At 54.9% G+C, this 21,738-nt stretch carries 27 protein-coding genes; 7 read left to right on the forward strand and 20 right to left on the reverse strand.

The features are described from left to right. Nucleotides 1-306: 306 nt before the first annotated feature. Together SIC18_RS10855 and SIC18_RS10860 are read left to right on the forward strand one after the other, a co-directional pair. Nucleotides 307-858, forward strand: a complete 552-nt coding sequence (locus tag SIC18_RS10855; RefSeq protein ID WP_250395279.1) for a CIA30 family protein — start codon at nt 307-309, stop codon at nt 856-858. Then, nucleotides 855-1,238 (forward strand): hypothetical protein, encoded by a 384-nt coding sequence (locus SIC18_RS10860; protein WP_250395571.1) that lies wholly within the window; start codon nt 855-857, stop codon nt 1,236-1,238. The genes SIC18_RS10855 and SIC18_RS10860 overlap by 4 nt, the downstream gene beginning before the upstream one ends. A gap of 51 nt (nt 1,239-1,289) precedes the next feature. Here SIC18_RS10860 and ilvD read toward each other — a convergent pair whose 3' ends face one another. The 3 genes from ilvD to SIC18_RS10875 are packed head-to-tail and all read right to left on the reverse strand — an operon-like array spanning nt 1,290 to nt 3,949. Further along, nucleotides 1,290-2,963, reverse strand: coding sequence for a dihydroxy-acid dehydratase (gene ilvD / locus SIC18_RS10865; RefSeq protein WP_413429630.1), 1,674 nt, complete (start codon nt 2,961-2,963; stop codon nt 1,290-1,292). Between the two features lie 56 nt (nt 2,964-3,019). Then, nucleotides 3,020-3,307: a membrane protein gene (locus tag SIC18_RS10870; protein WP_048346704.1), complete on the reverse strand. Its 288-nt coding sequence runs from the start codon at nt 3,305-3,307 to the stop codon at nt 3,020-3,022. Between the two features lie 33 nt (nt 3,308-3,340). Further along, nucleotides 3,341-3,949 (reverse strand): uracil phosphoribosyltransferase, encoded by a 609-nt coding sequence (locus SIC18_RS10875; RefSeq protein ID WP_048346705.1) that lies wholly within the window; start codon nt 3,947-3,949, stop codon nt 3,341-3,343. A gap of 85 nt (nt 3,950-4,034) precedes the next feature. Here SIC18_RS10875 and SIC18_RS10880 point away from each other — a divergent pair, with 85 nt between their 5' ends. Both SIC18_RS10880 and cobW read left to right on the forward strand, forming a co-directional pair. Further along, the gene (locus SIC18_RS10880; protein WP_048346706.1) at nt 4,035-4,553 is read left to right on the forward strand and encodes a pentapeptide repeat-containing protein; all 519 of its coding nucleotides are present in this window, start codon (nt 4,035-4,037) and stop codon (nt 4,551-4,553) included. Next, a complete protein-coding gene (gene cobW / locus SIC18_RS10885; protein WP_413429632.1) occupies nt 4,553-5,641 on the forward strand; it encodes a cobalamin biosynthesis protein CobW in 1,089 nt (362 codons plus the stop codon). Before SIC18_RS10880 ends, cobW begins: the two co-directional genes overlap by 1 nt. 124 nt (nt 5,642-5,765) lie before the next feature. Here the strand turns inward: cobW and SIC18_RS10890 are convergent, their stop codons facing one another. From SIC18_RS10890 to SIC18_RS10900, 3 genes are all read right to left on the reverse strand, one after another. Next, nucleotides 5,766-6,398 carry a L,D-transpeptidase gene (locus tag SIC18_RS10890; protein WP_048346708.1) on the reverse strand — a complete coding sequence of 211 codons (633 nt, stop codon included), beginning with the start codon at nt 6,396-6,398 and terminating at the stop codon, nt 5,766-5,768. Between the two features lie 80 nt (nt 6,399-6,478). Then, nucleotides 6,479-7,057 carry a methyltransferase family protein gene (locus SIC18_RS10895; RefSeq protein ID WP_413429634.1) on the reverse strand — a complete coding sequence of 193 codons (579 nt, stop codon included), beginning with the start codon at nt 7,055-7,057 and terminating at the stop codon, nt 6,479-6,481. A gap of 14 nt (nt 7,058-7,071) precedes the next feature. Further along, nucleotides 7,072-7,416 (reverse strand): hypothetical protein, encoded by a 345-nt coding sequence (locus tag SIC18_RS10900; RefSeq protein WP_245407329.1) that lies wholly within the window; start codon nt 7,414-7,416, stop codon nt 7,072-7,074. A 101-nt stretch (nt 7,417-7,517) separates the two neighbouring features. Between SIC18_RS10900 and purS the strand changes: the two genes are divergently transcribed. The 3 genes from purS to SIC18_RS10915 all read left to right on the forward strand — a co-directional run bounded on the left by purS (nt 7,518) and on the right by SIC18_RS10915 (nt 9,693). Beyond that, nucleotides 7,518-7,772 (forward strand): phosphoribosylformylglycinamidine synthase subunit PurS, encoded by a 255-nt coding sequence (gene purS, locus SIC18_RS10905; RefSeq protein ID WP_011619618.1) that lies wholly within the window; start codon nt 7,518-7,520, stop codon nt 7,770-7,772. Continuing rightward, nucleotides 7,769-8,419, forward strand: coding sequence for a phosphoribosylformylglycinamidine synthase subunit PurQ (gene purQ, locus SIC18_RS10910; RefSeq protein ID WP_048346710.1), 651 nt, complete (start codon nt 7,769-7,771; stop codon nt 8,417-8,419). Before purS ends, purQ begins: the two co-directional genes overlap by 4 nt. A 347-nt stretch (nt 8,420-8,766) precedes the next feature. Beyond that, entirely contained in the window at nt 8,767-9,693 is a 927-nt protein-coding gene (locus tag SIC18_RS10915; RefSeq protein WP_048348199.1) for a S66 peptidase family protein, read from the forward strand. 61 nt (nt 9,694-9,754) lie between these two features. Here SIC18_RS10915 and fba read toward each other — a convergent pair whose 3' ends face one another. The 14 genes from fba to ruvX all read right to left on the reverse strand — a co-directional run bounded on the left by fba (nt 9,755) and on the right by ruvX (nt 21,737). Beyond that, complete coding sequence (gene fba, locus SIC18_RS10920) at nt 9,755-10,828, reverse strand: class II fructose-bisphosphate aldolase (protein WP_006853056.1); 1,074 nt, start codon at nt 10,826-10,828, stop codon at nt 9,755-9,757. Nucleotides 10,829-10,954: 126 nt separating this feature from the next. Continuing rightward, nucleotides 10,955-12,022: a class I fructose-bisphosphate aldolase gene (locus tag SIC18_RS10925; RefSeq protein WP_250395385.1), complete on the reverse strand. Its 1,068-nt coding sequence runs from the start codon at nt 12,020-12,022 to the stop codon at nt 10,955-10,957. Nucleotides 12,023-12,155: 133 nt separating this feature from the next. Then, nucleotides 12,156-13,244 carry a Gfo/Idh/MocA family protein gene (locus tag SIC18_RS10930; RefSeq protein WP_413429636.1) on the reverse strand — a complete coding sequence of 363 codons (1,089 nt, stop codon included), beginning with the start codon at nt 13,242-13,244 and terminating at the stop codon, nt 12,156-12,158. A 19-nt stretch (nt 13,245-13,263) separates the two neighbouring features. Continuing rightward, nucleotides 13,264-13,662 (reverse strand): hypothetical protein, encoded by a 399-nt coding sequence (locus tag SIC18_RS10935; RefSeq protein ID WP_048346713.1) that lies wholly within the window; start codon nt 13,660-13,662, stop codon nt 13,264-13,266. Beyond that, nucleotides 13,659-14,537, reverse strand: coding sequence for an acetyl-CoA carboxylase, carboxyltransferase subunit beta (gene accD, locus SIC18_RS10940; protein WP_048346714.1), 879 nt, complete (start codon nt 14,535-14,537; stop codon nt 13,659-13,661). The genes SIC18_RS10935 and accD overlap by 4 nt, the downstream gene beginning before the upstream one ends. A 196-nt stretch (nt 14,538-14,733) precedes the next feature. Continuing rightward, a complete protein-coding gene (locus SIC18_RS10945) occupies nt 14,734-15,573 on the reverse strand; it encodes a prepilin peptidase (protein WP_413429637.1) in 840 nt (279 codons plus the stop codon). Next, a complete protein-coding gene (locus SIC18_RS10950) occupies nt 15,570-15,899 on the reverse strand; it encodes a hypothetical protein (protein WP_048346716.1) in 330 nt (109 codons plus the stop codon). Before SIC18_RS10950 ends, SIC18_RS10945 begins: the two co-directional genes overlap by 4 nt. A 51-nt stretch (nt 15,900-15,950) precedes the next feature. Then, on the reverse strand, nt 15,951-16,853 hold the full coding sequence (locus SIC18_RS10955; RefSeq protein ID WP_048346717.1) for a phosphoribulokinase: 903 nt from the start codon (nt 16,851-16,853) through the stop codon (nt 15,951-15,953). A 74-nt stretch (nt 16,854-16,927) separates the two neighbouring features. After that, nucleotides 16,928-18,001, reverse strand: coding sequence for a 3-isopropylmalate dehydrogenase (leuB, locus tag SIC18_RS10960; protein WP_413429638.1), 1,074 nt, complete (start codon nt 17,999-18,001; stop codon nt 16,928-16,930). A gap of 28 nt (nt 18,002-18,029) precedes the next feature. Then, nucleotides 18,030-19,070 carry a UDP-3-O-(3-hydroxymyristoyl)glucosamine N-acyltransferase gene (lpxD, locus tag SIC18_RS10965; protein ID WP_413429639.1) on the reverse strand — a complete coding sequence of 347 codons (1,041 nt, stop codon included), beginning with the start codon at nt 19,068-19,070 and terminating at the stop codon, nt 18,030-18,032. Nucleotides 19,071-19,074: 4 nt separating this feature from the next. After that, nucleotides 19,075-20,190, reverse strand: a complete 1,116-nt coding sequence (gene proB, locus SIC18_RS10970) for a glutamate 5-kinase (protein WP_048346720.1) — start codon at nt 20,188-20,190, stop codon at nt 19,075-19,077. Further along, complete coding sequence (locus SIC18_RS10975) at nt 20,187-20,696, reverse strand: YqeG family HAD IIIA-type phosphatase (RefSeq protein ID WP_048346721.1); 510 nt, start codon at nt 20,694-20,696, stop codon at nt 20,187-20,189. The genes proB and SIC18_RS10975 overlap by 4 nt, the downstream gene beginning before the upstream one ends. Next, nucleotides 20,696-21,241 (reverse strand): DUF3727 domain-containing protein, encoded by a 546-nt coding sequence (locus SIC18_RS10980; protein ID WP_048346722.1) that lies wholly within the window; start codon nt 21,239-21,241, stop codon nt 20,696-20,698. Before SIC18_RS10980 ends, SIC18_RS10975 begins: the two co-directional genes overlap by 1 nt. A 19-nt stretch (nt 21,242-21,260) precedes the next feature. After that, complete coding sequence (gene ruvX, locus SIC18_RS10985; protein WP_084764027.1) at nt 21,261-21,737, reverse strand: Holliday junction resolvase RuvX; 477 nt, start codon at nt 21,735-21,737, stop codon at nt 21,261-21,263. Nucleotide 21,738 lies beyond the last annotated feature (1 nt).

Here is a 21,738-nt window from a genome sequence, read left to right on the forward strand (position 1 = left end):
CAATATTTTTTAACTCAGCTCCGAGGGGTGCGGGACGATTCTGACTTGCGCTTTCCGCACTCGTGCTTGGAGATAGGAGAGTCGAGTGAATAAAACCAGAGGAGAGCATCTGGTTGCTCGCTAAAGATGCGTTTATGGATGGATGGAAGAATGGGCTGGAAGACGAGTGTCCCACTGGATTGCGGTGACGATGGAGCCGCCTACTTTTGACCTCGTCCTATCTGCGTGATGCTGATAAGAACCGGTCTGACTGCTCTTCTGGTCGTCTCCCTACAGTTGGCTCAAACGCCTGCTTCAGCTGAGTCGATGCCAAAAATTGATGCGAAAGAGAATGTCATCTCCCTAGAAAATTGGACCACGCTGAATGACACCATCATGGGCGGGACAAGCCAAGCCGGCTGCCGCCAAACCCCTGAAGGCCTTTTACTGGAAGGTGAAGTGGTTGCGGATGGGGGAGGTTTTGTGAGCTGCCGTTCCCCCTTGCTCAGACCGCCCCTCGATCTTTCCGCCTTCAGCGGATTGCGATTAGCAATCGAAGGAGAAGGGCGAACCTTGAAATTTGCAGTGGCCTGCTCTGATGGATTGATGGGCCTCACAGAGATGATTCCTGGCGGACTGCGCTGGGTCACGCCTGTTCCCACACAGGTGGAAGGTACCAGCGTTGTGGAGATTGCCTTCAAAGATCTTCAGCCCGTGGTCCGTGCCAAACCTGTAGGGCTGCCTTTGCGTTTTGATTCGTCCGCGATCACTCGATTACAAGTGCTCCATTCACGCTTTGATGAGGCAGGATCAACGAATCCAGGCTTCCGTGCAGGTGTAATCCGCGTTCTGATTCATTCGATCGAAGCCTATCAATGATTGATTTAGCTGTCGTGATTGCTCACACCGCTGATCTTTGCCGCAAGCCTTATCAGCATGCTGTTGTTCCGATTCACGAGGAGGAGGGACCATCCAGCATTGATGATCTCTACGTTCGCATCGAGACCCGTGATGCGTCCGGCTCTCGAATGGAGGCGATGGATCTCGAACTCGAGATCTATCGGAGCGGAAGGGATGTGAATCTCATGCTCAGTTGGTGTGATCAACCGGAGCGTCCCATGCTTTGGCAAGGGCAGCATCCCGTTTGGATGCATGGAGACAACGGCATGCGCTGCTCAGCTCCAGCAGACGGACAACCCTTAGAAGCGATCGCCAGACGGCTCAGAGCACAACTTGTTGGTCAATCAAAAGACGACTAAATATCAATCAGACAATCGCCCAGCGATCAATGGAATTCCACTTCAATTAGCTTAATCAGGCTGATCTGTTACGGCACCACGGCTTGAACTCGAGACCAACCTGGCATATTTACCAAGAATTCCTGTCTTGTATTTAGGCTGATGTCCTAACCAAGAGCTGCGGCGTCTTTCAAGCTCAGCATCACTCACATTGAGCTGGAGAAGGTTTTGATTCGCATCCACGGTGATGCTGTCTCCCTCCATCACAAGACCAATGGCTCCCCCAACCGCGGCTTCTGGTGCCACGTGGCCAACGACCAAACCGTAGGTTCCACCGCTGAAGCGACCATCCGTGATCAGCGCCACCTTCTCCCCGAGTCCCTGTCCAACAATGGCAGCGGTTGGTGCCAACATTTCACGCATTCCAGGACCTCCCACGGGGCCTTCTTGGCGTATCACGATCACATCACCAGCTTGAATTTGTTTTCCAATAATCGACGCTAAACAATCCTCTTCGCTTTCAAAAACGCGAGCAGGACCTGTGAGAACAGGAGTTTTAATGCCGCTGATTTTGGCAACAGCTCCTTCGCTTGCCAAATTTCCTTTCAAGATGGCCAAATGACCTTTTGCATAGAGGGGATTGCTGATTGGCCTGATCACCTCTTGGCCTTCAGGAGGCGTTGAAGGAATATCAGCCAACAATTCTTTCAATGTTTTCCCTTCAATCGTGCGGCAATCGCCATGGAGTAATCCCGCATCCAAAAGCAATTTCATCACCTGTGGAATGCCGCCAGCCTGATGAAGATCCACGGTGACATAACGACCACTTGGTTTGAGATCACAGATCACCGGAACGCGTTGGCGGATCTGTTCAAAATCATCGATGCTGAGATCCACGCCTGCAGTGCGCGCAATGGCGAGCAAATGCAACACAGAGTTGGTGGACCCACCCACCGCCATGATCACGCTGATGGCATTTTCAAAAGCCTCACGGGTTAGCAAATCAAGGGGGCGAATATTGGATTTGATGGCGTCAACGAGGACTTCACCAGAACGGGCCGCACTCTCTGCTTTTTCCTCATCTTCTGCAGCCATCGTTGAACTGTGGGGAAGACTCAGCCCCATCGTTTCAATCGCGGCACTCATCGTATTGGCGGTGAACATGCCTCCACAACTGCCAGCACCTGGGCAGGCATTTTTTTCAATCGCTGTGAGCTGCTCTTCATCAATTTTCCCACTCGTAATCTGACCGACAGCCTCAAAAGCACTCACAACAGTGAGGTCACAGCCACCTAATTTTCCCGGCTTAATGGTTCCCCCATAGACAAAAATCGAGGGAATATTCATACGCGCCATTGCCAACATGGCGCCAGGCATATTTTTATCGCAACCACCAACCGCCAGAACGCCATCCATGCTTTGGCCATTGCAGGCCGTTTCAATCGCATCAGCAATCACCTCACGGCTCACCAAGGAATACTTCATTCCCTCGGTGCCCATCGAGATGCCATCGCTAACGGTGATGGTGCCGAAGGTTTGAGGCATTCCACCTGCCTTTCGAGCCGAGTCTTCGGCACGACGGGACAACGCATCCAATCCCACGTTGCATGGTGTGATCGTGCTGTAGCCGTTGGCGATGCCGATGATTGGCTTGCCGAAATCATCATCACCAAAGCCCACCGCTCTCAGCATGGCCCGATTGGGTGAGCGCTGAATGCCTTGAGTGACGGCGTCTGAGCGAAGCATGGCAACGACTGGATCGCAGATGGGGACAAGTCCCAACTTACCGGCCGTGGTGATGACTACTTGGAGCCGAGATCTTCCAACTGACGACGGACATCAGAGATGGCTGAATTCAGCTGCTCAACACGATGTTCCAGCTGATCATCACGATCAGCGTATTGATTGGCCTCCAATGCTTCACTGCCGTCTTGCATTCTTGGCGCATAAAGCATGGAGCGCTGTCGCTTCAGCCGCTGACGCCGTTCTGCTTCGCTGAGCAGCCACCAACCGACTCCTGCTGCCCCAATGAGAGCTCCACTCAGGAGTGTGAAAAGTGTTCCTGAGGTGGATTCCTGCTGCCTGCTCATCGCCGCCGATGGATTTCTTCAAGCCTAGGTCGGTCAAGCTGTTCTGATTTGCAGCCGTTGGGATGTGTTGCCAATCCCCGGGACGATCTGACCAGTCTCATTGAGTTGTTCATCAATGCAGGCGGTATGGATGGTGAGCTCTGGAAATGTTTCACCTAATCGTTTGAGCCCAGGACTGGCGGTTAAGGCCGAAATCACACGAAGTCTTCGGCTCTCTACCCCTCTGGACACAAGCGCTTCCATCAGCCCAACAAGCTCCTCACCATCACTGATTTGATCCATCAGCAACACAAGACCAGCATTGGCTTCGATCGTTTCGGGCAAGCCTCCGAGACAAAGCTCTGCATGAGGCAGCACTTGCCTTGCCCCCTCCCAGAGCATCAGCCCACCAGGAAGACAAGGCACGGCTAACAAAGGAACACCCGTTTCGATCACGGTTCCTTCCGTAAGCTCGAGTGGGGTTTTCACCTCTTCACGGCGATGGGGGAGCCAGTCACGCAACGCCTCATAGGTGAGCCAACGTCCCAACTCCTCAAGGGCTGTTCGATAGAGCGATGCTGGAGTACCGGAATGGCGCAGCATCGTGAGCCAGTGGGCAATCAGTGGATGGGGGGGAACAACCACCCTTAAAGTTTTGGCCATGGCACGTGGCGGGGCAGCTGTCTGCCATAACGTGACCGTTCAAGTTAAGGCAGCTGCAGCCTGAAGCCGGCTGCATCCATTTCTGATGCCCCTTCCCGATTTGTTCCGTAAGCACCTGTTACCTGTTCTGTTCGGGGTGCTTCTCACGTCGAGTTTGATCTCCTTTCCCTTCGCAGTTCAAGCGATCACTGCGCCTGAGTTGCGCGGCCAGTTTGCACTGCAAGACATCAGCAATGACATGCATGGCCGGGATTTGAAAGAAAAAGAATTTTTGAAAGCTGACCTCCGCGGCATTGATCTCAGCGACACCGACCTACGTGGGGCTGTCATCAATACCTCTCAACTGCAGGGAGCTGATCTCCATGGAGCCAACCTTGAGGACGTGGTGGCGTTCTCAAGTCGATTTGATGAAACCGATTTAAGCGACGCAAACTTCACAAACGCGATGCTGATGCAAAGTCGGTTTATGGATGCGCGCATTGATGGGACGGATTTCACCAACGCCGTGATCGATCTCACCCAGATAAAAGCCCTATGCGGACGTGCCAGCGGCGTGAACAGCGTCAGTGGAGTCAGCACCCGCGAAAGCCTGGGTTGCCGCTGATGTCTGAACGCCTTCCCGTCACCGTGATTACCGGCTTTCTTGGAGCCGGTAAGACAACACTCTTACGCCACTTATTGGTCCACAGTGGCCAACGCCTCGCGGTGATGGTCAACGAATTCGGAACCGTGGGGCTGGATGGCGATCTCATCCGAAGCTGCGGTTTCTGCCCAGAGGATGAAATCGAGGGGCGTCTCGTTGAGCTGAACAACGGGTGTCTGTGCTGCACCGTGCAGGACGATTTTCTACCCACGATGGAAACGCTGCTCGCTCGCGCTGATCAACTCGATGGAATCGTTGTTGAAACCAGTGGGTTAGCTCTTCCCAGGCCCCTGCTTCAGGCCCTCGAATGGCCTGCGATCCGGGCTCGAGTGCACGTGAATGGGGTGGTCACTGTTGTGGATGGGGAAGCTCTGAACAACGGAAGTCCTGTGGGAGATCCAGAGGCGTTGGAACGGCAAAGGCAAGAAGACCCAAGCCTGGACCACCTCACCGCCATTGATGAGTTGTTCGCCGATCAACTTCAATCCGCTGACCTGGTGTTGGTCAGCCGCTCTGATTGCTTAGAGCCCACCGAACTAGACCAGATCCAGCAATCACTTGTCCCCAAGATCCGAACCGGTACAGCGGTGATCCCCATGAGTCGCGGTCAAGTTGACCCGAGCTTGCTTCTTGGCGTGGAGCGTCAGACGTCTGGCGAGCATGACCAGGCTCATGAGCATGACCATGAGCACCACAACCATGACCATCACGACCATGCGCATGATCACCACGATCACACGCACTTAGATGTTGAGGGCGGCAATGTTCGTTTCGAAGGTGTGATTCAACGTGCGGATTTCGAGCGACTCCTTCCTCCTTTTGTGACCGAACATCAGGTGGTGCGCTTAAAGGGAAGAGTCTGGTTAGCTGGTAAATCTCTTCCTCTGCAAGTGCAAATGGTTGGTCCCCGCTTGGAGACTTGGTTTGAAGCGGCTCCTGATCAGGCCTGGACTCCTAAAAGTCAGTCAGGAGTGGATTTGGTTGTGATTGGATTTGATCCAACGGCCTCTGAAAAACTCAGCACCATTCTCCTTGATGCGACCCATTAAGTTCGAGGAACCACTCACAGATCGTCAAAATAGACCCGCCAAATCACTAACTCAACGGCTCTAACTTTCAGGTCTCGATGAAAGAGTAGGTGTCGATTAAATTCAAACTCAAGTCAAATCCTTCTCAGTCTTCAACAACCAATAAACGCACATCACTGACCTGGATCAACTGAGACAGCTCGAGCATGTCATGTTCACGAATCAGTCCGATACATCCCAAGGTGCCGCTGTTTCCATTGAGACCAGCACTTGGGTCTTGATGAATCCCAAGCACCCTCCGGCCCGTGGTGAACGTCGGTTCGATGCCGATCCAAACCGGCCCTAATTCTGGATAAGCTCCCTTGGCAAGAGGCTCAACTGGTCCGAGGGTGTAGCTCCCGGCTGGCAAGGGAGCTTTGCTCCCCATCTGATCACGGTCTGCGTTCTGGCGATGAGCGCGACCACTCACGGCATCGAAATGACGCACCGGTTGCCCAGGGATCTCAAGCCGCAAATCCCAGATCGGATCTCCTGTGGAGCGGATCTGTCTCTTTGTCCGGTTCAGGACAAGCTGAGGCTCGGGATCCGGGATGGCGATCGGAGGCTCCAGAATCGCTAAAAGCCTTGAACTGACCTCAACGGGTTGAGGGCTGTTCAGCACAAACTCGTTGGCCTGACTTGGGGCACTGAATTCGAGACCTGCGCAGACAGCACCAAGGAGCAACACGCAAGGGGTGGCTCTACTCGCCAGCAGCTGAAAAGGCGCAGATCGAACCATCCGAAACGATCGAAAAACGTCCTTGTCTTAAGGGGTTTATTTATTTTTTTTGAAAAAAATAAACGGTTGTTCAGCTGGCCCTAACCCTTGCGCCAATCCAAGCCAGGAATCCCGGGCACGATTGCTGGTGTATGGGCGCAATACTGCAAGTAATCCGGATGGACGCTGCAGAGGCGCTCCTCTTCACGGTGGGCCTTGCCATTGAGCACCGCCACCAAGAGCACAAACAACCCCAGGTGCAGCAGGCTGCCTTTGGCCAAAACCACGCCAAGGGAGCAAATCACAACAGCTCGATAGAGAGGGTGCCGGCAATGGCCATAGACCCCTGTCGTGATCAAAGCGGCCTTGGGCTTGGGATCCGGTAATGGAGAAAGGCTGGGGCCTAACGCCAGAAAACCCTGCACTGCCAGGCCAAGCCCAACAGCGAACACGATCAACCCTGTGACATGAAGCCAGACCGGCCAACTCCAGGCTTGGAAGAGCTCGGAGGGCCAGGTCGGAAGGATGTGCGCGCAGATCAGAACACCTTGCGCCAATAACCACCACTCACCCTTTTGATTGTTGAGCCATCCTCGCCAACTCAGACCCCAACCCTGAAAACTCTCACGCCAATCCACCTGTTGCCGTGGCTTCTCGCAGGGACGGTCATTGTTTTGCATGGAGATCTGCAGGATTAGTCCATCGGCAGGTCGCCTCGGGCGCAGACCTCACCCCAGCAAAGCGCACCCTCATCGCTCCAACTGGCCTGCACGCTGTTCCAAGACGAGCGCTCATTGATCCGCATCCGCATCAAACCGGTGCCGTCATGCTCAAACTGAATCCTCTGGTTGCTGAATGCCAAATTCCAGCGGCTACCCACGGGATCGGCCTCAAAACGGCATGGCTCCCATGCCTGATGGCTCCAGCGACATTCCACATCAACGGCCAGCGGCTCAGCGTGTGAGAGCCGCATCAGACCTGGCGCAAGCAAGACCAGGGGTGTGATCAACCTGAGTGTGAATCCGATGGATGGGATCACAGAAAAAGGACATGACGTCGTGGTCTGTTTTCAACGTGAAGAGAAAGGGGCTGGAACGGGACTACGGCCTGCCAAGATTTAACAATTCCTGCTCCGAGCCCGTGCCTCGTTATCAAGCTCGTGTTCTGGTGCATCTGCGCCCTTCTGTCCTCGATCCAGCCGGTGAGGCCACCCGTTCTGCTGCCAGTCGATTAGGGGTGCAGGGCATCGAGCGCCTCCGCATCGGCAAGGCTGTCGAACTTGAACTGGAGGCGTCTGATGAAGCCGATGCACGCCAACAGGTTGAGCTGTTGAGTGATCGACTCCTCGCCAATCCTGTGATTGAGAACTGGACCCTGGAACTCAAGTTGTCATGAGCATTGGTGTTGTTGTCTTTCCTGGTTCCAATTGCGACCGGGATGTCCGTTGGGCAACCGAGGGGTGCCTTGGCATGCAAACCCGTTACCTCTGGCATGAGGAGACAGATCTGAGCGACCTCGACGCTGTGGTCCTACCGGGAGGGTTCAGTTATGGCGACTATTTGCGCTGCGGAGCCATCGCCAGGTTTGCCCCAGTGCTGGAATCCTTGATCGATTTCGCGAACAAAGGCGGGCGAGTACTAGGCATCTGCAATGGATTTCAAGTGCTCACTGAGCTCGGCTTATTGCCAGGAGCACTCACGCGTAATAGCGGTCTCCATTTCATCTGCGAAGACGCTCCACTCAAGGTGGTGAGCGCTCGAACCCCCTGGTTGGCACACGAACAAGCAGGACGTGAAATCCAGCTGCCCATTGCCCATGGAGAGGGCCGTTATCAATGCAGCGAAGACACGCTCAAAGCACTTCAAGACAACGACGGCATCGCGTTGAAATACAACAACAATCCCAATGGCTCCATTGCCGACATTGCCGGAATCACGAATCCAGCGGGCAACGTGCTCGGATTGATGCCCCATCCTGAACGGGCCTGTGATCCTGCAACGGGTGGCATTGATGGACGTCGATTGCTGGAAGCCCTGACCTAGGAAGACGACCCATCCTGATCAGCTCTAGAAGAAAACAGAGAGCTCATGGGCATCAGTTCATTGACGCTAACTTGAGGAGAATTAAAGAAGACTAGTTTTTATCTGAAGCAGTCAAGCCAAACCATCATTGATCAGGCGTTATCGATAAGACCACTACAAGTATGAATCATGCATGATCGAGAGTTGCGAACTGATCTTTACTGTTTCACCCGATTTTCAAGGCTGAGCTTGATTAATGGCTTTAAGCATGAAACCAATCAAATTGTCAGACTCCTGTTAGGTAGAGATGAAGGCCTTTGATGCATCGTCGATCATTTTTAAGGTTGGGAGTTCCAGCGGCCTTGGCGATGGCCGTTCCTTTTTCGACTCATGGTTTGGCAGCATCGACTCAAACGAAGCCCCCACTTCGTCCGTTAAAGAAGGGCTCAAGACTTCGAGCCGTTAATGCCGGAACTTGGCTCGAGCCTGAAGCAGACTTTGGCCCGTTAGTGGAGCGCTGTGAAGCAGAGGGTTGGACGCTAGAAGTCCCAGAATCGGTCAAACGTCAGTGGAAATGGTTTTCGGGCACCGATCAACAGCGAGCCGATGATCTGGAGCGTGCCTGGAACAATCCTTCCCTTGATGGTCTGATTTATGTCGGTGCTGGCTGGGGAGGCGCCAGGGTGTTAGAAGCTGGCTTCCGCTTCCCCAATCGACCGCTTTGGACCCTGGGGTTTTCTGACACCAGCTCGATGCTGATGGCGCAATGGTCCGCTGGCTTGCATGGCGCCATCCACGGATCCACCACTGGACCGGACCAACAGTGGGAACGAACGGTCCATCTCCTGAGAGGGGAACAGGTCGCTCCACTGCAAGGGCGTTCCGTCCGTTCCGGGGTGGCCAGAGGTCCGCTCGTGGTAACCAATCTCACGGTTGCAACCCATTTGATTGGCACACCCTGGTTCCCTGATCTGCGTGGATCAATCCTGGTCCTGGAAGATGTTGGAGAAGCTCCCTACAGAGTGGATCGCATGCTCACGCAATGGCGCAGCTCTGGAGTCCTGCGTGGCCTTGCTGGCGTCGCGACGGGACGATTCAGCTGGAAAGGGGAGGTCGAGCCAGGTGATTTTTCAATGGATGGGATCCTGGAGGAGCGACTGTCTGATCTCGGCATCCCCTTGGTCATGAATTTGCCCCTTGGGCATGGACTTCCCAACATGGCTCTCCCCCTTGGTGCAGAAGCAACGCTCAACGCCAATCAAGGAACGCTGGTCCTGAATCCTGATCGCACGTAGCCATGAGGCCATCAAAAAAGGGGGGCTGACGCCCCCCGCTTTGTTGGTTTTGACCGAATAATCAGGCAGCAACTGCTGTCTTGGGGTCAAGGGTGCCTTTTGCATAAAGGCCGGAATAGAAGTTGATGTCGCGCTGCTTGATCTTGCTGGCATTGCCGGCAGCCCAGAACTGCTGGTAGCGATCCAAGCAAACCTGCTTCATGTACTTACGAGCCGGCTTGTTGAAGTGACGGGGGTCAAAGTTGGCAGGATCAGCCATGGCTGCTTCACGCACGGCAGCGGTGAAGGCCAGACGGTTGTCGGTGTCGATGTTCACTTTGCGAACACCGTTACGGATGCCTTCCTGAATTTCTTCGACGGGAACGCCGTAGGTCTCAGGGATGGCACCGCCGTACTTGTTGATCATTTCCAACCATTCCTGGGGAACGGAGGAGGAGCCATGCATCACCAGATGGGTGTTGGGGATAGCTTTGTGGATTTCAGCAATACGGCTGATCGCAAGCACTTCACCCGTGGGCTTGCGGGTGAACTTGTAGGCACCGTGGCTTGTGCCGATGGCGATTGCCAAGGCATCCACCTTGGTCTTGGCGACGAAATCAGCAGCTTCAGCGGGATCGGTTAGCAGCTGATCCTTGGAAAGCTCACCTTCAAAACCGTGGCCGTCCTCGGCTTCGCCTTTACCGGTTTCAAGGGATCCAAGGCAACCCAATTCGCCTTCAACACTCACGCCGATGGCATGGGCAACGTCGACCACTTCCTTGGTGACATTGACGTTGTAGTCGTAACTCGCAGGAGTCTTGGCATCAGCCTCAAGAGAACCGTCCATCATCACGGAGGTGAAGCCGTTCGCAGCTGCTCCAAAACAAGTTGCGGGGCTATTGCCGTGGTCCTGGTGCATCACGACAGGGATGTCGGGATAGGTCTCAACGGCCGCCAGGATCAGGTGACGCAGGAAATTCTCACCTGCATAAGTGCGGGCTCCACGTGAAGCCTGGAGGATCACAGGAGAGTCAGTCTCGTGAGCCGCCTCCATGATCGACTGCACCTGCTCAAGGTTGTTGACGTTGAAAGCAGGGATGCCGTAGCCGTTTTCCGCGGCATGGTCGAGCAGAAGTCGAAGCGGAACGAGCGCCATAGTGAAGTCCTAACGAAGGCCGATAAACGGACATGTGTCCGTAGCCGCGAGACTTTACAGTTGAGTCGTGTGAATGTCACGACACTCTGTTGCAGAAAATGCTCCGGAGTGTCAGCGAATGATCATTCAGTAGGTGTAACCGGCTACAAAAAGCTGCTCGTCTGATGAGGGTTGAGAGCCTGGTACGTAACGCGCTTGCGAGGCCTCAGAGTTGGCTTTTGCCCGCGCAAGCAAGGCTGCCTGGCCAGCAACTTGGTCCTTACCAGCCCATGCCTTGAGGCAGGAATGCTGCAAAGCGCGTCCATAGGAGAAGCCAAGATTCCATTGCGCTTTTCTTGAAATCTTGTTCATGTTGTTGAGATAGACAGACGCCGCTTCTTCACTCAAACCGCCTGATAAAAAGACAATTCCAGGAACACTTGCAGGAACACAACGCTCCAGTGTTCTCACGGTCATTTCTGCAACAATTTGAGGATCAGATTTCTGAGCACAATCAGCTCCTTGAATCGTCATCGAAGGCTTGAGAAGCGTTCCCTCGAGCAGAACTCCATTGAGCTGGCAAGCGAAGTACACCTCCTTAAGAATCTGCTCTTGAACCGCTGCCGTGACTTCAATCGAATGATCACCATCCATCAAAATCTCAGGCTCAATGATTGGCACGAGACCTGATTCCTGAACGGATCGTGCATAACGCGCTAGGCCCCATGCATTTTCACGAATAGCCAGGTCAGAGGGACATCCATCAGCCGTGATCTGCAGCACAGCTCGCCATTTTGCAAAACGTGCGCCTTGGGCGTAATAATCTGCAGCCCGTTCCACCAAGCCATCCAAACCCGTACAAACGGTTTCAACGGATTGGGCGCCGGGCAAAGGGCAAAGGCCCTTATCCACTTTGATACCAGGAATAATTCCCGCTTTATTTAATTTCTGAACCATTGTTTCGCCATCAGCATGGCTCTGAAACAAGGTTTCTTCGTACAAGATTGCGCCACTAATAAATTCACCAAGGCCTGCCGTCGTAAACAGCATTCCTCTGTAGGCCTGACGATTGGCCTCAGTATTTTCAACTTGAATCCCACCTAGTCGCTTACCGATGGTCTTCGTGGATTCATCAACCGCAAGGATTCCCTTCCCCGACTCTGCCAAAGCGTTGGCTGTTGCAATTAACTCTTTGGAATAAGCGGAGAGAGACATAGGGATGAAGCAACAACGACGAAAGCGCCAGAACTGTACACAGCAAATCTAGGTCGAAAAAAGATATTTGACGCCCAGGCAAGTATCCAAGGCCGCAGAGAAAATTGATTATTAATTCTTCAACCTGTCAAATTCAATCGGTCCCTATGGTCGATTGATCACATGCTTGCTGACTGACCAGCCCCTCTGAAAGGCCAGGCACCATGGGAGCACCCGTTTGAATGCTGTGCGCCCACCAACTCTGGATGCGGGCCACGGGCGCCACTCGACCATCACTCCAGGTGGTGGTGAACATGAACTCGGGATCCGCCTCGATATTGCGAGTGGCCTCTCCCATCGGCGTGTACCAGAGCCCAAAGCCATGGACATAATCCTTTTGGTTTGAGCTACCGAGGGTGAGGCTGCCATGAGATCCATAGATCTCGAGCCAGCAACCTCGACCATTGCGGGCCACAGACGCCAAATTGACCTGGGCTGGAACCCTCTGATCCGAGCGGCCCTGCCAATCGAGCTGCATCTGAATCAGCGAGACATCTTCAGCATCCACTGGCGCCATGCCCCCGCTGGGATGGGGACGCTCCTTAATCGACACGCTATTGAGACCTTGAACGGATCGAATCGGTCCGATTAACCAAGCCAGCATGTCGAAAGCATGGGTACCAAGGGCACCGAGTACGCCACCACCGGCTTCCCGTTGTGAATACCAGCTCCAGGGTCGAGACGCATCCGCACGGCTGCTCATCAACCAGTCGAGTTTCACCAGCCACGGAGTGCCCACGGCACCTGCCTCCAACATGCTCGCAGCCTGCATGAACAGAGGCACAGCCCGATACTCATAATCCACTGCAACACTGAGCCGGTTCTGAATGGCGAGGCGTTGGAGCTCGGCCACCGATTCAGCCTTAAGAGCAACAGGCTTTTCAAGCAACAAGTGTTTGCCTGCTTTCAGCGCTTGAAGGGCTAACGCAAAGCGTGGCTCCGGAGGGGTGGCAATGATCACGGCCTGCACGCGAGGGTCGCTGAGCAAAGCCTCCCAATCTTGATAACCAGGGAGGTTGTGCTCAAGGCAGGCCTGATCGAGGCGTTCACGGCGGGGATGCCAGAGCGCTACCGCTTCCAGATCAGACTGAGCGGCAAGGGCTTGCAGATGAACCGATTCACCAAAGCCAAGACCCGCAATCGCCACTCCAATGGGGGAAGGGCTTGAAGATGGGAGCGCCATAAGGGAGGCCGAGTTGGGATCAGGACAGCGACGAAAGTTCGTCCGATGAGCACACACCGGAAAGAACACCGTCGATCAAAGGATCAGAACCAGAAGGTTGCCATTCGGCCCTGAATTGAGGCAAACCATTTTTTTGCTTGTCTCGATACAGCTGTTGGCTGCAGTCAATCTCCATCACGACAAGCGTTCCCAAAGCAGGGCGATCATCCTCCTGACGCAAGCTGTAGCGGCTCAGGACTGACACGGTGCCATCCTTCTTCAGCCGCAAACTTCCGGCATCCCACCATTGCTGTCCCTCTCCACTGGAGGGCACTTCTCGCCATTCAACCTGACCTGCACAAACAGGAGCAGCACAAAGGATCAGGGCTAAAACAACTGCAGCCACCGGCCTCAAACGTGAGGACAAAACTCGAATCATGAGCTGGTGACCCGAGATTCACAACCGTGCAATCGGAGCAAACTCGCCAAAGTTGATCGCAATTGCGTACGCGGAACAATCGAATCCACGAATCCGTGGTCTTGCAGGTACTCGGCAGTCTGAAAATTATCCGGTAATTTTTCCCTCAAGGTCTGTTCAATCACGCGCCGCCCTGCAAAGCCAATCAGAGCTTTTGGCTCCGCCAAAATCAGATCTCCAAGCATCGCAAAACTTGCTGTGACTCCTCCGGTGGTGGGGTGAGTGAGCAATGGCATGTACAACACGCCCGCCTCGCGGTGACGTTCCAAAGCACCAGAAATCTTGGCCATCTGCATGAGGCTCAGCATGCCCTCCTGCATCCTCGCTCCACCGGATGCACACACAATCAGAAGTGGCAGCTTTTTAGCGGTCGCCTCTTCCACCAAGCGGGTGATCTTTTCACCAACCACCGAACCCATCGAACCGCCCATAAAACGGAAATCCATCACGGCAAGAGCCATAGGGATGCCCTCAACCTCACAGAGTCCAGTGATAACTCCGTCGCGAAGACCTGTGCTGGCTTGCGTTTCGCGCAGGCGGTCGGCATAGGCCCTGCGGTCTTTAAAACCCAATGGATCCGTGGGTTGAAGCTCTTGATCCATCGCCACGAAGCTGTTGGGATCCACCAACACCGCAATCCGCTCACTGCTATCGATGCGGTGGTGATACCCACAGTTGCTGCAAACACTGGCGTTGCTCAGCAGATCCTTGCGATACACCACCTGCCCACATTCCGGGCACTTGCTCCAAAGACCGTCCCCTTCATCGGGCTCTTGATTCACCTTGCCGACGTACTGACCCTTACGGCGGTCAGCGAACCAGTCGAACAAACTCAAGGTTGATTACTCCTTAATGGCAACAGCAGATCTCAGTTGGCATTGGGGCTTTCGGTTTGTACGAGCGCCACATTGGGGAGATCCGAGAGTACGAATGATCAAGCCAAAGGCCTGAATCCTGTACCAATCCCCTCAGGCTAGGACAGGGATGTTGCAATCTCTCGGTGCAGCAGCCAGGGAGCTGATTTCTGTTCTTTTAAAGGCCACCAAACAGGCTGAACCATTGCTGGCCCCACCATTCAGGCCCACCGAGCCAGGTCAGCCAAATCCCAAGGGCGATAAAAGGACCAAAGGGGAAGGGCTGTCTCGGCCCTAACCGTCCAGACACCCGTCCAATCGAGCCAAAGATTGCACCACTCAAAACGGCGATTGCCAAAGCAACCAAAACACCAACCAAGCCAAGCCAAGCTCCTGCAACAGCTGCCAATTTGGCGTCACCAAGTCCAAGAGCGGGTTGTCCAAGCATGCGCTCCGCAAGAGCGCTTAATCCTTCCAGCGCCAGCAATCCTGCTGATGCCGCCAACAAATGATTGAGAAGCATGGCACTGGCGTCTGGACCAGGGATCACCAGAAAAAGAGACCCGGTGAAGGCAAGGCCAAGCAACACCCCAATCCTGCAAAGAGGTTCGGGGAGCCAAAGATGGTCGATATCAATCAAGACCAATGGAAGTAGCACGCTGATGAGAACAATTCCTGCCACCACATTGAGAAATGCCAGGCCTAATTGATCTGAAGCGGCGAGCAATCCATGGCCCCACAATGCGCTCAGCCAAAGGAGGGCGCTCAAAAGTTCCACCAATGGGTAACGGCTCGAAATGCCCTGATAGCAATCGCGACAACGTCCCTGAAGCCAGAGCCACCCCATCACCGGCACATTGTCGTGCCAGCGCACGGCCTGCCCACACTTCGGGCAGTGGCTGCCGGGCCAAACCACTGATTCCCCGCGAGGCAATCGCCAGGCCACAACATTGGCAAAGCTCCCCACACAGGCTCCTGCCACCACAAGGCTCAGACCCAGGACACTGACACTGTTCACAGCCCTGACCCTCTTGGTCGCTCTCGCCAGCCACGCGGGCGCCGCAGTCGTCGACCGATCAGATCAATACTGATGAAATGTTCTTGAAGCAACAGTGTGGGGCTTTCGAATACAACCCTGCCCTCATCTAAATGCTCATTCACAACAACACCCATCGGTTCAAGCTGCTGCCCAGAGTCACTTAGGAAGCGAAAGTAGATCCGTCGTGCCAACGCGATCAGACGTCGACTATCCACTCTGTCCCAGCGCGGTGGAGGAGTTGATGATCGACTGGCACCTGCAATCTCAAAGGAGGGAGAGGACAAAAAAAGGACCCACCTGATCATTCAGATGAGTCCACGATAGATGTGATTGCTCGATGTGTTCGAGAGAAGCAATCAGGAGACCTTGCTCTGCTCTTCAATCATGCGGTGAATGATGGGGGTCAAGATGAGTTCCATCGCGAATCCCATCTTTCCGCCGTTCACAACAATGCTGGTGGGACTGCTCATGAAAGAGTCATGAATCATGCTCAGCAAATAGCTGAAATCAATTCCCCACTTCTCACGAGCTCCCTTGCGGAAGTGAATGATGACGAAGCTTTCATCTGGGGTCGGGATGTTCCGACAGATGAATGGGTTTGAGGTATCAACCGTGGGCACCCGCTGGAAATTGATGTCCGTGCGGCTGAATTGGGGACAGATGTGATTGATGTAATCCGGCATGCGGCGCAGGATCGTGTCAACGATCGCTTCGGCTGAGTAGCCACGCTCGGCATTGTCACGGTGAATTTTTTGAATCCACTCGAGATTGGTGATCGGAACAACACCCACCAGTAGATCGGCTAGAGAAGCCACGTCGTAGCCGTCTCCGACAACACCACCGTGAAGGCCTTCGTAGAACAACACGTCTGTGCCACCAGGAATGTCTTCCCAGGGGGTGAATTGGCCGGGTTCCAAGCTCACACCAAGGCGAGCATTGTGTTCAGCGGCCTCCTCTGGACTGTGGAGGTAGTAACGCTTCTGGCCTCCACCTGTTTCGCCATAGACGCGGAAGAGCTCTTCGAGCTTGTCGAAGAGGTTGGCTTCAGGACCGAAGTGGGAGAAATTCTCACCCTTCGCAAGCGATTCAGACATGGCGGTCTTCATCGCCATCCGCTCGAAGCGGTGGTAGCTATCGCCCTCCACTACTGCAGGAGTGATGTTCTCCCGAGCGAAGATGTGCTCAAAAGCCCTCTTGACAGTGCTAGTGCCTGCACCTGAGGAACCCGTGACAGCCACGACGGGGTGACGCTTCGACATCGACGGAGGAGGAAATGGCCCGATGAGTTTGGCAGGTCAAAGGGCAAATTCCACATTTTTCCTGCCAGGTCGCATCAGAGTGTCTTAAGAAGTTCCTCCCCCATCGCCTGACAGCCCAGAGCAGTACAGCCTTCAGACATCAAATCACCAGTACGGAATCCGGCTGCCAAAACACGATCAACAGCCCGTTCAAGATCGTCAGCAGCTGCATTTTGCTTGAGACCAGTCCGCAACATCATCGCTGCGGAGAGCACCATGGCCATCGGATTGGCCTTGTCTTGACCAGCGAGATCGGGGGCTGAGCCATGAACAGGTTCATAGAGACCTGGCCCCTCGCTTCCTAAAGAAGCTGAGGGAAGCATGCCAATTGAGCCGGTGAGCATGGCCGAAATATCGCTGAGAATGTCTCCGAAAAGATTGCCGGTGAGCACCACATCGAACTGGCGAGGATCTCTCACCAGTTGCATCGCCGCATTGTCCACATAGAGGTGACTGACATCCACGGAGGCGTAGTCACTTTTCATTCCCTCCACGCGATCACGCCACAGTTGGCTGACGTCGAGCACATTGGCCTTATCCACCGAGCAGAGCTGACCGCGACGCTCTGCGGCGAGCTTGAACGCCACCCTCGCGATTCTGTCGATCTCAGAATCCGAGTAGGTCATGGTATTGAACGCACGCTCTTCACCATCAGCCTGCACCCGACCTTTCGGTTGACCGAAATAAATCCCGCCGGTGAGTTCCCTCACCACCATCAGATCCACCCCTTCCACCACTTCAGGTCGCAGGCTGCTGGCACCAATCAGCGCTGGAACAATTTTGACTGGCCGGAGATTGGCGAAGAGTTCCATGCCCGAGCGCAGGGCTAGCAAGCCACTTTCAGGCCGTTGCTCCCGGGGCAACGAATCAAATCGAGGGCTCCCAATCGCTGCAAGCAAAACGGCATCGGCAGCCTTACACGCTTCAAGGGTGCTCGCCGGTAACGGCTCACCGGTGGCATCGATGGCAGAGCCACCGATCGGCGCTTCACTGAATTCGAGCGAGAAACCATGACGCGAAGACACGGCTTCAAGGAGCTGCTTCGCCACGTCAGTGATCTCTGGACCAATGCCGTCACCCGGAAGCAAAACAACGCGATGCTGTGGCATTGGTTCTCAGAGGGATGAACCTGCGAGGTTACTGAGCGGCTTTCTTCAGTTCACGGATCTGTTTCGCCATCTCAGGCAATTTGCTGAATGCTGCCGAACATCGCAGCCAAAGCCTGTTGGGAATCGCTGGATAGCCACTCACCACTTCACCAGACTCCACCTCACCATGAATCCCGCTCTTTGAACTCGCAATCGCACGATCACCGATGACCGCTCGGTTGGCCACACCAACCTGTCCAGCCAAAATCACCCCATCACCGAGGCGAGCACCCCCCGCAATCCCCACCTGCGAAGCCAAGGCACAGCCTCGTCCGGTGACAACGCCATGGCCGATTTGGACAAGATTATCGATCTTGGTTCCCGCCCCGATTCTGGTTTCACCAACGGATGGGCGATCAATCGTGCTTCCGCAACCCACTTCAACACCCTCCTCCAGGACCACCAGACCCGTTTGAGGCATTTTTCGCCATCCCTTAGCAGTGGGAACAAATCCAAACCCCTCGGAGCCCACCACGGCGTTGGAGTGAACCACGCAATGGCTGGCTAAACGCACTCCGGGATGAAGCACTGCATTCGCATGCAATTCGCAGAACTGACCAACCTTCACATCGCCGTAAATCACCACGCCAGCGTGAATGGTGCTGTTGGCACAGATGCGTGTGTCGTCACCGATGCAAACGTGAGGTCCTATCGAAACGCCAGCATCAATTTGAACCCTGTCACCGATCACCGCTGAAGGATGAATGGTTGCTTGTGTTCTGGGCCGAGGATGCAAACACTCGAGCGCTTCTGCAAAGGCCAAACGGGGATCACGCATGACAGCCCAAGCCAAGCCGCGCTGCTTAGCCATGGCCTTGAGGTCATCCTGATTGGGAATCAAAACAGCGCCGACATGGCTGGTTTCCAGGCTCTGCATCAGAGCGTTGCCCTTTTCAAGAAAGCTGAGTTGATCGGCACCGGCTCTTTCCAAAGATGCTGCACCACGGAGCTCAGGATTGCTGCTGAGCTGATGCTCCAGCAGACCTGCCTCTCCGTCCTGAAGGACGGCGATTAACTGGCTGAAACGCATGGATTCAGGGGTCTGGTGGGCGGATCGTAGGCGTGCTGAGGACAAGCACGTCGCGATGAACCACCACAGGTGAGCTCCCTTGCCGGTCAGTGCGCGCCGGCTCTTTCACAAGACTTCGAAGGGTCTCACTACTGAGAGAGCTCAGGCCACGGGCCACTTCATGGCCTTCCTGATCAAGAATCCGAACAGGTTGGTTGGCCTGGAACTCCCCCTTTAAATCTGTGATCCCAACCAACAGCAAGGAGGCGCCTTTGTTGCAGAGCGCCTTGCAGGCGCCGCCATCGATTTGCAGGCTGCCCTGAGGTTGCAACGCATGGGCCAGCCAGCTTTTTCGAAGGCCAAGGGGCTGGGGATGGGGATGAAAGACCGTGCCTCCGCGCCCGCCCGCCAACATGGTTTCAAGCATGCGCTGATCACGACCATCCGCCAGATGCACGGTGATTCCGCTCGCGGTGGCGATCCGAGCGGCCGCAAGCTTGGTGGTCATCCCGCCGGTTCCCCAACGGCCTCCATCTCCTGCGCCCTGTTCGAGGGCCTGGAGTTCTGCTGGGTGATGCACGTCCGAAATCGGCCGAGCCGATGCATCACTGCGCGGATCAGCGGAATACAGGCGGTCGATATCGGTCAAAAGAATCAGATCGTCCGCATCAATCGCTGCTGCCACTAAGGCTGAGAGCGTGTCGTTGTCGCCAAAACGCAACTCCGCAGAAGACACCGTGTCGTTTTCATTGATCACGGGTAAAACCTTCCATTCGATCAATTGATGCAGGGTTGCGGAGGCGTTGTGATAGCTCCGACTGTCGGCCAGGTCCGATCTGGTGAGAAGCACCTGCGCTACAGGGATCCCATGGACTGCCATCGCATCTTCGTACAGAGCCATCAGATGGCCTTGACCGATCGCCGCAGCAGCTTGAAGACCGCTCAAGGTTGAAGGCCTGGCCTTCAGGCCAAGGCGCTGACATCCGAGGCCAACAGCCCCACTCGTGACTAAGACCACCCGGTCGCCTCGATGGAGACATTGGGCGAGGTTCAGACACAGAGCTGAGATCGCATCAGCAGTGCTGCGACTTTCCGTGCTGCGCAGCAAACTGGTCCCCACCTTCACCACCCGCAGGCTCATGCGAGGCCTGCTCCAAGCCAGCGGGCGAGTTGCCGCTCCAACACCTGAACACGATCGTGATGACAAGGTGTTCCGTCTTCTTTGAGGGGTCTCACCAAAACGGTATAGAGACCCAGTCGGTTTCCGGCAAGAACATCCGTAAACACGCGATCGCCCACCATGGCGATTTGCTCCGGTTTGAGATCTAGGGTCTCAATGACACGTCGGATCGCTCCGCGACGGGGTTTGGCAGCTGAGCTGGTAAATCCAATCCCAAGCTGATCAGCCACAGCCCCAATCCGCTGGCGGGAGGGATTGTTACTGATCAAGTGGAGATGGGTATGGCGTTGAGCAGATTGGGCCCAGCGAAGAACCGAGGCAGGCAACTCAACATCGCGTCCTGGAAGCAGGGTGCGATCAACGTCAAGTAAAAGAACCTTGATGCCTCTGCCAAGTAAGGGCTCCAAGGGGAGATTGGCCAGGGTTAAGCCCGGATCCCAATCAGGTCGCAGCCAATCACGACGCATCACTCAGATAGCTCACGCTCATCAAGCTCAGCCTCGATTCGAGGTTGAATTTGGTCAAACTCATCCCCTTCCACCAAAACAGCAGCACCATCATCCATTCGGGCCACAACAAAAAAAGGATCTAAGGGGATGTAAAGCCCATATTCCAATTCATCAACCAAAAAGCTCACCAGCAATTCATAGGTCTCCGATTCATCGTCACCCGCCTCATCCTCATCGAGATCTTCAGGATCGGGCTCATCGAGCTCACCATTCACCGTGAGTGTTACCGCGGAGCGCACGAGGGTGAGGTCATGCTCTTGGAGAACCACATCAGCAACCGAAAGAATCGGTTCATTGCTTGTGATGCTGTCAATGAGCTCAGGCTCCTCTCCATCCTTCAACCGAAACAGGCAGACCGGAGTGTCGACAGGAGTGAGTAACGCGTAATCCTGACCATCGAGGGGGATGAGCTGCTCAAGGAAACAAAGAAGATCACGCCCTTCACTGTCTTTCACCAGCAGAGTTGGCACGTCTCCGCTGTTGTTCGGGCCGCTAGAACTCATTGCTCAGGAATCAGTCCCTTCAGGATCCTTCATTGCCGACCGTCTCGCTAGCAGACGGGGTCGCCATGTCGACCAGTTCAGGCTCTGGCCCATCAGCGATCCATTGCTCAAGGAGGAGTGAAGCGGCAGCACTATCGAGTCTGCCGCTGCGATCACCTTGTAAGCCATGACGTTCGGCCGCGGCCCAACTACTGCTGTGTTCATTGACGAGCGCAAGAGGCAGCTTTAAAGCCATGGCCAAGCGCTGGCCATAGCGCTGGCAATGGGCCGCTTGCTCTGTGAATTGACCCGCTGCGTCCAGAGGTAAGCCCACAACCAGGCCTTGCACTCGACGGGTCAGGCAAACCTGTTCCAAATGCCCAAGATCTTGCTTAAACGCCCTGCGTAAAAGTGCGGGGAGTGGACTCACGGTGATTCCTAACGCATCACAACCAGCCAGCCCAATGCGCTTTCGCCCCACGTCAAGGCTCAACATGGAACGGGGAGATGGGCTCATG

It is taken from the genome of Synechococcus sp. Cu2B8-bc1011, from assembly GCF_047302735.1.
Lineage (GTDB): Bacteria > Cyanobacteriota > Cyanobacteriia > PCC-6307 > Cyanobiaceae > Synechococcus_C.